At 74.1% G+C, this 13,256-nt stretch carries 13 protein-coding genes; 5 read left to right on the top strand and 8 right to left on the bottom strand.

Annotation, left to right across the window (positions count from 1 at the left end):
• Positions 1 to 166 precede the first annotated feature (166 nt).
• The 4 genes from proC to Q1V71_RS13155 form a co-directional block, all read right to left on the bottom strand.
• Positions 167 to 973, bottom strand: a complete 807-nt coding sequence (gene proC / locus Q1V71_RS13140; RefSeq protein ID WP_300644275.1) for a pyrroline-5-carboxylate reductase — start codon at positions 971 to 973, stop codon at positions 167 to 169.
• Between the two features lie 39 nt (positions 974 to 1,012).
• Entirely contained in the window at positions 1,013 to 1,942 is a 930-nt protein-coding gene (locus Q1V71_RS13145; RefSeq protein ID WP_300644355.1) for a proline dehydrogenase family protein, read from the bottom strand.
• A 33-nt stretch (positions 1,943 to 1,975) separates the two neighbouring features.
• Positions 1,976 to 2,788 carry a sugar phosphate isomerase/epimerase gene (locus Q1V71_RS13150; protein ID WP_300644277.1) on the bottom strand — a complete coding sequence of 271 codons (813 nt, stop codon included), beginning with the start codon at positions 2,786 to 2,788 and terminating at the stop codon, positions 1,976 to 1,978.
• Positions 2,789 to 2,868: 80 nt separating this feature from the next.
• A complete protein-coding gene (locus Q1V71_RS13155; RefSeq protein WP_300644279.1) occupies positions 2,869 to 3,816 on the bottom strand; it encodes a Ppx/GppA phosphatase family protein in 948 nt (315 codons plus the stop codon).
• Positions 3,817 to 3,897: 81 nt separating this feature from the next.
• Here Q1V71_RS13155 and Q1V71_RS13160 point away from each other — a divergent pair, with 81 nt between their 5' ends.
• The 3 genes from Q1V71_RS13160 to Q1V71_RS13170 all read left to right on the top strand — a co-directional run bounded on the left by Q1V71_RS13160 (position 3,898) and on the right by Q1V71_RS13170 (position 6,174).
• Positions 3,898 to 4,674, top strand: coding sequence for a hypothetical protein (locus tag Q1V71_RS13160; RefSeq protein ID WP_300644280.1), 777 nt, complete (start codon positions 3,898 to 3,900; stop codon positions 4,672 to 4,674).
• 107 nt (positions 4,675 to 4,781) lie between these two features.
• On the top strand, positions 4,782 to 5,420 hold the full coding sequence (locus tag Q1V71_RS13165; RefSeq protein WP_300644281.1) for a VOC family protein: 639 nt from the start codon (positions 4,782 to 4,784) through the stop codon (positions 5,418 to 5,420).
• Between the two features lie 7 nt (positions 5,421 to 5,427).
• Positions 5,428 to 6,174, top strand: a complete 747-nt coding sequence (locus Q1V71_RS13170; RefSeq protein WP_300644282.1) for a class I SAM-dependent methyltransferase — start codon at positions 5,428 to 5,430, stop codon at positions 6,172 to 6,174.
• Between the two features lie 30 nt (positions 6,175 to 6,204).
• Here Q1V71_RS13170 and Q1V71_RS13175 read toward each other — a convergent pair whose 3' ends face one another.
• Positions 6,205 to 7,251 carry a LacI family DNA-binding transcriptional regulator gene (locus Q1V71_RS13175; RefSeq protein ID WP_300644283.1) on the bottom strand — a complete coding sequence of 349 codons (1,047 nt, stop codon included), beginning with the start codon at positions 7,249 to 7,251 and terminating at the stop codon, positions 6,205 to 6,207.
• 194 nt (positions 7,252 to 7,445) lie between these two features.
• Between Q1V71_RS13175 and radA the strand changes: the two genes are divergently transcribed.
• Positions 7,446 to 8,873, top strand: a complete 1,428-nt coding sequence (radA, locus tag Q1V71_RS13180) for a DNA repair protein RadA (protein ID WP_300644285.1) — start codon at positions 7,446 to 7,448, stop codon at positions 8,871 to 8,873.
• A gap of 154 nt (positions 8,874 to 9,027) precedes the next feature.
• Positions 9,028 to 10,110: a DNA integrity scanning diadenylate cyclase DisA gene (gene disA, locus Q1V71_RS13185; protein WP_300644286.1), complete on the top strand. Its 1,083-nt coding sequence runs from the start codon at positions 9,028 to 9,030 to the stop codon at positions 10,108 to 10,110.
• Positions 10,111 to 10,179: 69 nt separating this feature from the next.
• Here disA and Q1V71_RS13190 read toward each other — a convergent pair whose 3' ends face one another.
• The 3 genes from Q1V71_RS13190 to Q1V71_RS13200 all read right to left on the bottom strand — a co-directional run bounded on the left by Q1V71_RS13190 (position 10,180) and on the right by Q1V71_RS13200 (position 13,205).
• Positions 10,180 to 11,259, bottom strand: coding sequence for a phosphotransferase family protein (locus tag Q1V71_RS13190; protein ID WP_300644287.1), 1,080 nt, complete (start codon positions 11,257 to 11,259; stop codon positions 10,180 to 10,182).
• Positions 11,256 to 12,479 (bottom strand): acyl-CoA dehydrogenase family protein, encoded by a 1,224-nt coding sequence (locus Q1V71_RS13195; protein WP_300644288.1) that lies wholly within the window; start codon positions 12,477 to 12,479, stop codon positions 11,256 to 11,258. Before Q1V71_RS13195 ends, Q1V71_RS13190 begins: the two co-directional genes overlap by 4 nt.
• 87 nt (positions 12,480 to 12,566) lie before the next feature.
• Complete coding sequence (locus Q1V71_RS13200) at positions 12,567 to 13,205, bottom strand: TetR/AcrR family transcriptional regulator (protein ID WP_300644289.1); 639 nt, start codon at positions 13,203 to 13,205, stop codon at positions 12,567 to 12,569.
• Positions 13,206 to 13,256 lie beyond the last annotated feature (51 nt).

Below are 13,256 nucleotides of genomic sequence, written 5' to 3' on the forward strand. Positions count from 1 at the left end.
TGGGCCTGGCCCCCTTCTCGTGAGGGACGAACGAGAAGGGTGGTTGCGACGAAGGGGGCGCCCCCGGCGGACCGCGGGCCCGCGCGCCCCACCCGCCGTTCGAGCGCGGCGGCGCGCACCGCACCCACCGACCACCGTCGGTGCCCCACCACGCCCGGGGAGAGCCTCAGCTGCCCTCCGCGAGCTGGCGCGAGCGGTCGCGGGCGGCCTCCATGGCGGCGAGGAACGCCGCCCGGACCCGGTGCACCTCGAGCTCGCGCAGCGCGGAGGCGGTGGTGCCGCCGGGACTGGTGACCTGCTCGCGCAGGACGGTGGGGTGGGTGCCGGTCTCGCGCAGCATCTTGGCGCTGCCGACGAGGGTCTGGATGACCAGCTCGGAGGCCGTGGAGCGGGGCAGCCCGAGGTGCACGCCGGCCTCGATCATCGACTCCACGACGAAGAAGATGTAGGCCGGGCCGGAACCGCTGATGGCGGTGACGGCGTCCTGCTGCCGCTCGGGGATGCGTACGACGCGTCCGACCGAGGCCATGAGCGACTCGGCCTCGGCGAGCTGTGCCTCGGAGCAGTGCGACCCGGGCGAGACCGCGGCCATGCCCTCGTCGACGAGCGCCGGGGTGTTGGGCATGACCCGGACGACCGCGACGCCCTCGGGCACGTGGGACTCGATGAACCCGGTCGTGGTGCCGGCGGCCAGGCTCACGAGCAGCTGGCCGGGGCGCAGCACGGGGGCGATCTCGGCCAGCACGTCGGCCATGTCCTGGGGCTTGACCACCAGGGCGACGGTGTCGGCCTTCTCGGCGGCCTCGCGGTTGCCGACGACGGTGACGCCGTACCGCTCCTCGAGCTCGGTGACCCGCTCGGCGCGCTTCTCGCCCACCAGCAGGTCGTCAACCCGGCGCCCGGAGCGCACGAGGCCCGACAGCAGGGTCTCCCCCATCACGCCGGCACCGATGATCGCGGTCTGGCTGGCCATGCTGTGTCCCCGTCCTGGGCCTGCGCCGACGGGCAGGCCCTACTTCTTCGAGATCAACGACTTCACGAAGAATGACAGGTTCTGCGGACGCTCGGCGAGGCGGCGCATGAGGTAGCCGTACCACTCGGTGCCGTAGGGGACGTAGACCCGCACGGTCTCGCCGGCCGCCGCCAGGCGGCGCTGCTCCTCGGGTCGGATGCCGTAGAGCATCTGGAACTCGTAGGTGCCGGGCGCGCGTCCCTGGCGGCTGGCGAGCGAGGAGGCGATCTCGACCATCCGCGGGTCGTGGGTGGCGATCATCGGGTAGCCCTGGCCGGCCATCAGCACCTTGAGGCAGCGGACGTAGGACTTGTCCACGTCGAGCCTGTCCTGGAAGGCGACCTCCTCGGGCTCGGCGTACGCGCCCTTGCACAGCCGCACCCGCGAGCCCTCGTGCGCGAGCTGGCGGCAGTCGGCCTCGGTGCGGTGGAGGTAGGCCTGCAGCACCGCGCCGGTCTCCGGGAAGTCCTGGCGCAGCTCGCGCAGGATCTCCAGCGTGGAGTCGGTGGTGGTGTGGTCCTCCATGTCGAGGGTGACGGTGGTGCCGGCGTTGCGCGCGGCCCGGCAGATGGTGCGGGCGTTCTCCAGCGCGATCGCGTGACCGCCGTCGGGCAACGCCTGCCCGACCGCCGAGAGCTTCACCGACACCTCGGCGCCGTGGGCGAGCCCGCGGGCGGAGAGCGCCGAGAGCATGTCGACGTACGCGTCCACGGTGGCCTGCGCCTGGGCGGCGTCGGTGGTGTCCTCACCCAGGAAGTCGAGGGTCACCTTGAGCCCGTCGTCCTGCAGCCGCGCCGTGGCGTCGACCGCCGACTCGGTCGTCTCGCCGGGCACGTAGCCCTGCACGATCCCCGCCGAGACCGGCATCGTCGAGACGACCTTCTTCACCGCCTCGCTGCGCGACAGGAGCAGGAGCGGCTGGCGGAGCAACGACATGCCCGACAGGCTACGTCGGGCCCCTCGTCAGGTCGCAGGCACGGTGAAGTGCTCGCGGGCGAACTCCAGCGACTGCCGCAGGTCGGCCTCGCGCTCCTCGGCGTCCGCGCAGCGGCGGGTGTTGATCTCGAGCACGATGTCGCCGCCGTACGCCGTGCCGAAGCCCGTGGCCGCGAGGTGCCGCAGGAAGCGGGCCGCACCCATGCCGCCGCGGCCGGGCACCAGGTGCTCGTCCTTGGCCGAGCCGGAGCCGTCGGTGAGGTGCACGTGGTGGAGCCGCTCGCCGAGCCGCTGGGCCATCTCGACGACGTCGTCCTCGGCGATGGCGGCGTGGGAGAGGTCGATGGTGGCGTGGGCGTACTCCTCGGCCGAGGGGTCCCAGCCGGGGAGGTACATCTCGGTGCCGGCGGTGCGGCCACGGACCTGGGCGCGCCAGGGGTACATGTTCTCCACCGCGAAGGCCAGGCCGGTGGAGGCCTCGAGGGCGGCGATGCCCTCGACGAACCCCTTGGCGTACTCCTTCTGCCAGCGGAACGGCGGGTGCACGACGACGGTGCCGGCGCCCACCTCGTGGGCCATCTCCGCGGACCGCTCGAGCTTGCCCCAGGGCTCTGTGCCCCAGACACGCTGGGTGAGCAGCAGGGTCGGCGCGTGCACGGCGCAGATCGGCAGGCCGTGGTGCTCGGAGAGCTGGCGCACCGCCGCGGTCTGCTGGGAGAGGGCGTCGATGCCGACCATCACCTCGACCGCGTCGTACCCCAGCCGCGCGGCGTAGGCGAAGCCGTGCGCGGTCGACTCGGGGTACACCGAGGACGTCGACAGCCCGATCCGCGTCGTCACGTGCCCATCCTCTCGCGTCGGTGGTTGCCCGGTCGTCGGTCCGGGGCGCCCCGGGACCGCCCGCCGGTCCCAGTGTGGTCTCAGCCGAGGACCGAGAGCTGGTCGAGCTTCTCCAGGATGACGCCCTCGCGCAGCGCCCACGGGCAGATCTCCAGCGCCTCGAGGCCGAAGATGTCCATGCACGCCTCCGCGACCAGCGCACCGGGGACGAGCTGGTGGGTGCGGCTGGCCGAGACCCCGGGCAGCTCGGCGAGCGCCTCGTCCTCCATGTCGACCAGCTTGGGGATCCACTCCCGCAGGTCGGCCAGCGGGAGCACCCGCGGGACCAGCGGGCCCTCGGAGGAGGGCGCGGCGCCGCAGATGCGGGCCAGCGAGCGGAAGGTCTTCGACGTGGCCGCGGCGTGGTCGGGCGGGCCGATGCGCAGCAGGTGCCCGGCGTCGCGGGCGATCTCGGTGCGGATCTCCTTGCGCAGCGCGCGCACGGTGTCCTCGTCGACGGGGCCTCGGGCGAAGTGCGTCCTGGCCAGCCGGGCCGCGCCGAGCGGCAGCGACCAGGCCACGTCGGGGGCCTCGTCGGCGCCGCCGGCGATCTCCAACGACCCACCGCCGATGTCGAACACGGCCAGCCGGCCCGCGGACCAGCCGAACCACCGGCGTACGGCCAGGAAGGTCAGGCGGGCCTCGTCCTCGCCCGAGAGCACCTCGATCCGCTGACCGGTCCGCTCGTGCACGTGCTCCAGCACCGCGTCGGCGTTCGCCGAGTCGCGCACCGCCGAGGTCGCGAACGCGAGGATCTCCTCGCACCCCTTGTCCTCGGCGACCTGCAGGGCCTGGGCGGTGAAGTCCGTGAGCGCCTCGATGCCGGTCTCCGACACCGCGCCCTCGTCGGGGCCGGCGGGCACGAGGTGCTCGGCGAGGCGCAGCGGCTCCTTGTAGGAGTACGCCGGCAGCGGCGCCGCGCCCCCGTGGGCGTCGACGACCAGCAGGTGTCCGGTGTTGGACCCGATGTCGAGGACCCCCAGGCGCATGGGCCCACCGTACTGCTGCGAGACCTCGCCGCCGGCCGCGTCCTGCCGGTCGACGCGCACCAGTGACCTAGCCTGTGCGCCGTGCCCGAGGTGATGCTGGACTTCCCGCGTGCGTGGGTGGAGTTCCCCAACCCCGCCGACGCCGACGAGGTCCTGCGCTGCGACCTCACGTGGCTGACGTCGTCGTGGACGTGCATCTTCGGCACCGGCTGCGCCGGGATCTACGCGGACGCCCCCGACGTCGGGTGCTGCACCCTCGGGGCGCACTTCGCCGACGACGAGGACGAGGAGCGCGTCGCCGCCGCCGTCGAGCGCCTCGACGACTCCCTGTGGCAGCACAAGCCCGCCGGAAAGCTCAAGCGCAAGGACTGGGTGGAGAAGGACGACGAGGGCGCCCGCAAGACCCGCACCATCGAGGTCGACGGGCAGCAGGCGTGCGTCTTCGCCAACCGCCCCGGCTTCCACCCCGGCAACGGGATCGGCGGCGGGGGCTGCGCCCTTCACGCCTTGGCCGTCCGCGAGGGCCGCAACCCGCTGGAGACCAAGCCCGACGTGTGCTGGCAGCTGCCGGTGCGCCGCACCTTCCGCGACGTCGAGCGCCCCGACGGCACCTCCTACACCGAGGTCTCGATCGCGGAGTACGACCGGCGCGGCTGGGGCCCGGGCGGGCACGACCTGGACTGGTACTGCACCGGCAACACCGAGGCGCACGTCGCCGTCGAGCCGGTCTTCGTCACCTACGGGCCGGAGCTGACGGAGCTCATCGGCCCCGCGGCGTACGCCGAGCTGGTGCGGCACTGCGAGGCCCACGTGCGCTCGCGGTCGGCGCTCGCGCTGCACCCCGCCGACCCGCACTGAGCCCATCCCCCACCCCGGACAGACCCTCCACGGACCGGGTGTCTCGACGTCGAGAGACCTCGACCCCGATGCCAGGAGTCAAGGGGTCGTCTCCCACACTGGACGCCATGCGCCTGGACCACCTCTCGTACGCCGCAGGACCCGATGGTCTGGAGAGCACCGCCCGCCGCATCGGTGCCCTACTCGGCTGCGAGTTCCTCGACGGCGGTGTCCACCCCCGCTTCGGCACCCGCAACATGGTGCTGCCGCTGGCCGACCGGACCTACCTCGAGATCGTCGAGGTCCTCGACCACCCCGCCTCCGACAAGGCCCCCTTCGGCCAGGCCGTCCGCGCCCGCTCCGCCCTCGGCGGCGGCTGGCTGGGCTGGGCCGTGGCCGTCGGTGACATCGCCGTCCCCGAGGAGCGTCTGGGGCGCGCCGCTGCCCAGGGCAGCCGGCACCGTCCCGACGGGGTCGAGCTGCGCTGGAAGCAGATCGGCATCAACGGCCTGATGGCGGACCCGCAGCTGCCGTTCTTCATCCAGTGGGAGGTCGGCGCGGAGCTGCACCCCAGCAACGGTGCCGACGGCGCCTACAGCCTGGCCTGCCTGGAGATCGCCGGCGACCCGCAGCGGGTCAGCGAGTGGCTCGGCGAGTCGGTCGAGGCGCCGCTCGAGGACGTCAAGGTCGAGTGGGTCGCCCCGCACGGCACCCCCGGCATCATCGCCGTGCAGGTCCAGACCCCGCAGGGCCTCGTCCGGCTCTGACCGGCGCGTGAGCGCTGCTGACCCGGGGTCGCCGGAGACGCCCGCGGCTCCCGAGGGCACCCGCCCCTCCCCCAACATCTGGCACCACACCGAGACCTACGAGGTCGAGAACCGCGCCTTCGACCCCGACGGGCTGGTCGAGGCCGCGATCGCCTCGGTGCTCCCCGGCAGCTCCTGGGCCGGGCTCGACGTCCTGGACCTGGGCTGCGGCACCGGCTTCCACCTGCCCCGCTTCGCGACCACGGCCGGCTCGGTCGTCGGGGTCGAGCCGCACGCCGACCTGCGGGCCATCGCCGCCCGCCGCACCCGCCGGCTCCCGCACGTGCGGGTGGTGGAGGGCACCGCCCAGTCCGTGCCGTTGCCCGACGCCTCCGTCGACCTCGTGCACTCGCGGTGGGCCTACTTCTTCGGCCCCGGCAGCGAGCCCGGTCTGGCCGAGGTCGCCCGGCTGCTGCGCCCCGGCGGCGTGCACGTCGTGGTCGACAACGACGCGTCCCGCTCGACCTTCGGGTCGTGGTTCGCCCGGGGGTTCCCCGAGGTGGCCACGCCCGCGGAGAAGCAGGCGTACTGGGAGTCGGCCGGGTACGCGCGGGTGCCGGTCCTCACGCGGTGGTCCTTCGGCTCCCGCGAGGACCTCGAGGCCGTCGTCTCGATCGAGCTGCCCGGGCCGGTGGCGGGCGAGGTGCTCGCCGACCTGCCGGCCGGGACGCTGGAGGTCGACTACGCCGTGGACGTGCTCTGGCGGCGTACCTGAGGCTCGGCGGTCAGCGGCGGTCAGCGGCGGTCAGCGGCGGTCGGGGCCGGAGGAGTCGCGCACCTCGAGCGTGGGGGTGAGCAGGACGCCGCGGTGCGCGACGCGCGGGTGGCCGAGCAGGCCCTCCAGGGCGGAGACGACCTCGACGGCGACCTCCTCGAGCGGCTGGCGCACCGAGGAGAGGCCGGGGCGCACGACCTGGGCGACCTGCGAGTCGTCGAACCCCACGACCGCGACGTCGTCGCCGGCGCGCAGGCCGCGCTCGTGCAGCGTGTGCAGCACCCCCATCGCGAGCGTGTCGGAGGCGCAGACGAAGGCCGTCGGGCGGGCCTCGTCCAGCAGCACCCCCGCGGCCGAGCGGCCGGAGGCCACGGTGTCCTCGACGCGGGAGGCCAGGCCGGTGGTCGGCAGGCCGCGGGCGTGCATGGCGCCGTGCCAGCCGGAGCGGCGGTCCTCGCCGATGAAGGAGTCCTTGCGCCACCCGATCCAGGCGATCCGCTCGTGGCCCTTGTCGAGCAGGTGGTCGGTGGCGAGCCGACAGCCGGCTGCCCCGTCGACGTCGACCCAGGCGTGGGTCGCCCCGGGGTTGTCCCACGGCCGCCCGAAGGCCACGAACGGGGCCCGGCGCGAGTCCAGCCAGGTCGCCTGCGGATTGCCCAGGTAGGTGTCGGTCACCACGAAGGCGTCGACGGCGGTGGAGCGCAGGAGGTCGTCGTACCCGGCCAGCGGGTCGCCGACGTCCCCGGAGAAGAGGAGCACGTGGTAGCCCGCCTCGCGCGAGGTCTCCACCAGGGAGTGGACGAAGCGGTCCATGGTGGCGTTGGCGGTGCCCTCCTGCACCGGCTGGATGCGCAGGCCGATGAGGTGGGAGGAGCGGGTGCGCAGGTTGCGGGCCGCGCGGTTCGGGAGGTAGCCGAGCTCGCTGATCGCCTCCTGCACGCGCATGAGGGTGTCGGCGCGCAGCAGGTCGGGGTTGTTGACGGCGTTGGAGACGGTCTGCCGGGAGACCCCTGCACGCTCGGCGACGTCGGCCAGGGTCGGCGGCGTGGTCGGCATCCGACCGGGGATCCGGTTCACCGCACCTCCTCGCCCTGACTGGTCGGCTGGCTGCCGCGCCGGGATGGATCGATCCAACGACGTACGCCGCAGCATATCCGCGCCCGGGACGGACCGGCCCTGGTCGGGTGGGGTGCGGCGCTCGAGCGGCGCCGTGCAGGCTGGGGCGCGCGTCGCCCCGACCACTGTCGGCGCCCTCGCCTAGCGTCTCCCCCATGCCAGCCGCCCGCACCGCCAAGCCCGCCCGTCCGGGTTACCGCTGCTCCGAGTGCGGCTGGGAGACCGGCAAGTGGGTCGGTCGCTGCGGGGAGTGCCAGGCCTGGGGCTCGGTCGCCGAGACCGCGGCGCCCACGCTGCGGGCCGCGGCCGCGCCGGTCACCACGCCCGCGGTCCCGATCGGCCAGGTCTCGGTGGAGGAGTCGGCGTTCCGCAGCAGCGGCGTGGGCGAGCTCGACCGGGTGCTGGGCGGAGGCCTGGTGCCGGGTGCGGCGATCCTGCTCGCGGGCGAGCCCGGGGTCGGCAAGAGCACGCTGCTGCTCGAGGTGGCCGCGCAGACCGCGCGGCAGCGGCACCGCACCCTCTACGTCACCGGCGAGGAGTCGGCCTCCCAGGTGCGGCTGCGCGCCGACCGCACGAGTGCGGTCGAGGCAGAGCTGTTCCTCGCCGCCGAGACCGACCTCGGCGCGCTGCTGACCCACGTCGAGGAGGTGCGCCCGACGCTGCTGGTCGTCGACTCGGTGCAGACCATCGGCGCCTCCGGCGTCGACGGGGTGCCCGGCGGCGTCACGCAGGTCAAGGAGGTCGCCGCGGCGTTGATCCGGGTGGCCAAGACCCGCAACATCACCACCGTCCTGGTCGGCCACGTCACCAAGGACGGCTCGATCGCCGGGCCGCGGGTGCTGGAGCACCTGGTCGACGTGGTGCTGCACTTCGAGGGCGACCGCAACAGCCGGTTCCGGATGGTCCGCGCGATGAAGAACCGCTTCGGCCCGGTCGACGAGGTCGGTTGCTTCCAGCTCGACGCCTCCGGCATCGAGGCCGTGGCGGACCCCACCGGGCTGTTCGTGGAGCAGCACCACGGCAAGGTCGCCGGCACCTGCGTGGGCGTGACCATGGAGGGGCGGCGCCCGCTGCTGGCCGAGGTCCAGGCGCTGGTCACCCAGTCGACCCTCGACAAGCCGCGACGCACGGTCAGCGGGCTCGACGGCCAGCGCACCGCACTGGTGCTGGCCGTGCTGGAGCGGCACTGCGGCATGAAGCTCGCCGGGCTCGACGTCTTCGCCTCCACCGTCGGCGGCGCCCGGCTGCAGGAGCCCGCGAGCGACCTGGCCCTGGCCGTCGCGCTCGTCTCCTCCTACCTCGACGAGGCGGCCCCGGTGGGGACGATCGCCATCGGCGAGATCGGCCTCTCCGGCGAGCTGCGCCGGGTGCGCGACCTGCCGCAGCGGCTGGCCGAGGCGGCCCGGCTGGGGTTCAAGGTCGCGGTCGTCCCCGCCGGTCCTGACCAGCGGGGCCGGCCGGCACCCGCCCGCACGGTCGACGGGATGCGGGTCCTGGAGGTGCCGAGCGTCATCACCGCTCTCGACGTGCTGCGGCTGACCGGGCGCAACGCCGGCCGCGCCCCCGCGGTCCCTGACTTCTAGTCCCTGCTGGGGTCCACTGCGCCACCGACCTCTCCCCGACAGCGGCGTCGCCCCCACCCCGAGGGGTGCGCATGTCACACGACCGCAGGGAGGTCCCCGCCCTACACTGCCGAGGAGTGGCGCGCACGGACGCGCCCGAGGCCCGAGGAGACCCGTGGCGACCGACCGCACCGACGACACGCTGCGACTGCGCGAGACCCTCGCGTCGATCGCCCCCGGCACGCCGCTGCGTGACGGGCTCGAGCGCATCCTCCGCGGCCGCACCGGCGCCCTCATCGTGATCGGCCGCGACCGCGTCGTCGACGGCATCAGCACCGGCGGGTTCGAGCTCGACGTCCCGTTCACCGCCACCGGCCTGCGCGAGCTGGCCAAGATGGACGGCGCGATCATCGTCGACGCCAACCTCAACCGGATCATCCGGGCCGCGGTCCACCTCATGCCCGACCACACGATCCCCTCGGAGGAGACCGGCACCCGCCACCGCACGGCCGACCGCGTGGCCAAGCAGACCGGCTTCCCCGTGATCTCGGTGAGCCAGTCGATGCAGATCATCGCGGCGTACGTCGGGGAGACCCGGCACGTGCTGGAGGACTCCGGCCAGATCCTGTCGCGCGCCAACCAGGCGCTGGCGACCCTCGAGCGCTACAAGCTGCGTCTCGACGAGGTCTCCTCGACCCTGTCGGCGCTGGAGATCGAGGACCTCGTCACCGTCCGCGACGTCGCCGTCGTGGCGCAGCGCCTGGAGATGGTGACCCGGATCGCCCGCGAGATCGAGGACTACGTGCTCGAGCTCGGCACCGACGGTCGGCTGCTCTCGCTGCAGCTGGAGGAGCTCGTCACCGGCGTGGACTCCGAGCGCGAGCTGGTCGTGCGCGACTACCTCCCCGACGCCCACCCGCTCGACGACCCCGCCGACCTGCTCGCCACCATGGCCGCGCTCTCCCCCACCGACCTCGTGGACCCCGCGGCCGTCGCGCGGGTGCTCGGCCTCGGGAGCGGCGACCACCTCGACGGCGCGGTCGCCCCCCGCGGCTACCGCCTGCTCGCCAAGGTCCCCCGCCTGCCCGGCACCGTGGTCGACCGCCTGGTCGAGCACTTCGGCACCCTGCAGAAGCTGCTCTCCGCCGGCGTCGACGACCTGCAGGCCGTCGAGGGCGTCGGTGAGCTCCGGGCCCGCTCGGTCCGCGAGGGGCTGTCGCGCCTGGCGGAGTCGACGATCCTCGAGCGCTACGTCTGAGGCGCGGGTCGGGGTAGTCCGAATCACTTCTGATGCTCAGCGCGCGCGGGGCATCAGAACTGAGTCGGACTACCCCGCGCCCAGCACCGCCAGCCCCGCCTCCAGCAGGACCGGGACCGCCTGGCCGGCGGTGTCGAAGCCCGGGCCCGAGGTGGCGCCGGCGCGGTGGCGGTGGTCGATGCCGGCCGCGATGACGGCGAGCTTGAGGTGTCCGAGCGCGAGGTGCTCGTCGAGGTCGACGAGGGCGACGCCGCCGGCGGCCTCGTACGCCGCGGCCAGGCCGGCCGCGTCGGGGAGCCGCGGGCTGGTCCAGGCGGTCGGCTCGCCGATCACCAGGTCCAGCGCGGCGTTGCGGTAGACGCACATCATCGCCACGTCCGCGACCGGGTCGCCGATGGTCGAGAGCTCCCAGTCCACGACGGCCGACACCGACGGCGGCACGGCCGGCACGCCGTCGAGGGCGAGCAGCGTGTTGTCGATCCGGTAGTCGCCGTGGACGATGCCGGTCGCGGCCTGCCGGGGCAGCCGGTCGCCGAGGCCTTCGACGAGGGCGTCGGCCATCGCGCGCACCGACGGACCGGCCTCGGCCCCGACGATCTCCCACTGGCCGGCCCAGCGGGTGAGCTGGCGAGCGGCGTACGCGTCCGGGCGGCCGAAGCGCTCCAGCCCCACCGCCACGTGGTCGACGTGGTGCAGCGCCGCGAGGGTCGAGGAGAGCGCAGTGACCACGCCGTCGGTCGTCGTGTCGGTCAGCTCGTCGAGCTGCGCGGCGGTCTGGATCGTGCGGCCGGGCACGAAGCCGGCGACCGCGAAGGGTCCGCCGATGAGCGAGTCGTCCTCGCAGAGCACGACGGCCGGCGGCACCGGGACCCCGCTGCCGGCCAGCGCCGAGGTCACCCGGAACTCCCGCGCCACGTCGTGCGCCGACGGCGTGCGGCCGGCCCGCGGCGGTGTGCGCAGCACCCATGTCGACGTACCGTCGTCCAGCCTGAAGGTCAGGTTGGACCGCCCGCCCGCGATCAGCCGCGCCGACAACGGACCCGCCAGGTCGACCCCGGCACCGGCCATCACCTCCGCGACCGCGGCGAGCTCGGTCTCGGAGAGGGCAGGTACGCCGGCGCCGGCCGCTGCGCTCGCGTCCCGGCTCACGACCGGCCCGCGGCCGGGTCGCCGGGCTCGGCGGTGATCGCCCGCACGGCGCGACGCGCGATCGACCAGCGATGCACCTCCGAGGGACCGTCGTAGATCCGGAACGGCCGCACCTCGCGGGCGATCTTCGCCACCGGCAGCTCGGTCGAGACCCCCAGACCGCCGCACAGCTGCTGGGACCGGTCGGCCACCCGGTGCAACGCCTCGGCGGCGAAGGTCTTCGCGATCGAGGTCTCCTTGTTGCCGCGCCCGCCGTCGTCGAGCACCCGGCAGGCCTCCATCAGCAGTGCCCGGATCGCGGCCAGGTCGATCTCGTTGTCGGCGACGAGCTGCTGGACCATCCCCTGGTCGGCCAACCGCGACCCGAAGGCCTCGCGGGAGGCCACGTAGGCCACCGCCACCTCGTGGGCCCGCCGCACCGCGCCGGTCCAGCGCATCACGTGCGTCATCCGGGCCGGACCCAGCCGCACCTGGGCGTAGGCGAAGCCCTCGTCGACGCCGCCGAGCACGTCCTCGTCGGGCACGAAGGCATCGACGTACTCCACCTCGCAGTGCCCGCCCAGCATCGAGGTGTCGACCATCCCCACGTGCCGCACCACCCGCAGCCCCTCGGTCGAGGCCGGCATCAGGAACATCGTCGCGCCACCCGCACCACCGGGCTCGCCGCTGGTGCGGGCCATGGTGATGAAGAAGCCCGCCCCGTCGGCACCGGTGATGAACCGCTTGGTCCCGTTGACGACCCAGCCACCGTCGACCTTCGTCGCCCGGGTCGCGAGCAGCGACGGGTCCGAGCCCGCGCCGGGCGACGGCTCGGTCATCGCGAACGCCGAGCGCACCTCCCCACGCGCCAGCGGCTCGAGGTAGCGCTCACGCTGGGCCGCCGAGGCCACGTGGTCGAGCAGGTGGATGTTGCCCTCGTCGGGAGCGTTGATGTTCAGCGCCATCGGGCCGAAGAGCGAGTAGCCCGCCTCCTCGAAGACCGGCGCCCGGTCGACCATCCCGAGCCCCAGACCGCCGCAGTCCACCGGCGCGTGCGGTGCGAAGACCCCCGCCTCCTTGGCCGCCGCCTGCAGCCGTGCCCGCAGGTCCTCACCGCCGGCCGCCTCCACGTCGCCGTCGTGGGCGTCGTCCAGCGGCAGCACGACCTCACGCACCAGGGTGCGGGTGCGTTCGACGACCGACCGCACGTGCTCGGGGAACCGCCCCAGGTCGTGGCTCATGACGCTCCTCCTCGGGACCGGTACGCCGGAGCCGAGCGGCTCCGACCGAGCGGTCGCTCGGTTGTCCGGCCGCCAGGATGCCAGGGCTCAGCCGGGTGCGCCAGCCATCCGCCGCGCCAGCACGAGGTGCCGCTCGACGACCTGGTCGGGGGTCAGCGGCCCGTCGGGGCGGTACCAGGAGGCCACGCCGACGCACAGCGAGGAGATCGCCCGCGCCACCTCGTCGGGGTGCTCAGCAGCGAGGACCCCGGCGGCCACACCGTCGCGCACCGCGTCCTCGACCAGCTGTTGCGCAGCGTCGCGCCGCGCGACGTACGCCGCCCGGTTGTCCGGCTCGAGGCTGCGGATCTCGCTCGAGCCGACGAAGGCCTGCGGGCGGCGGGACATGTGGAACCGCACGAACGACTCCACCAGCGCGTCGAAGCGGGCCGCCGGGTCGGTGCCGGCCGAGGCCAGCGCCGCCTCGCAGCGGCCGAGGAGCTCGTCCATGGCGACGTCCATCAGCGCCCGCAGGATCTCCTGCTTGGAGCGGTGGTGGTGGTAGACGCCGGGCACCGAGAGCCCCGCGGCGGAGGCGATGTCGCGGATCGAGGTGCCGTGGTAGCCGTGCTCGGCGAAGGCGGTCAGCGCCGCGCCGAGGATGCGGGGCAGGTCCGCGGTCGGGTCGGCGGCGTAGTCACGCCACCGAGCCCAGCTGCCCGTTCCCGCGGCCGGCTCGACGCTCACGCCCGGCACCGTAGCCCAGCGCGGGGGCACGGTCGCGTCGACGGCCCGCCG

This window comes from Nocardioides sp. (genome assembly GCF_030149505.1).
In the GTDB taxonomy this organism is placed as follows: domain Bacteria; phylum Actinomycetota; class Actinomycetes; order Propionibacteriales; family Nocardioidaceae; genus Nocardioides.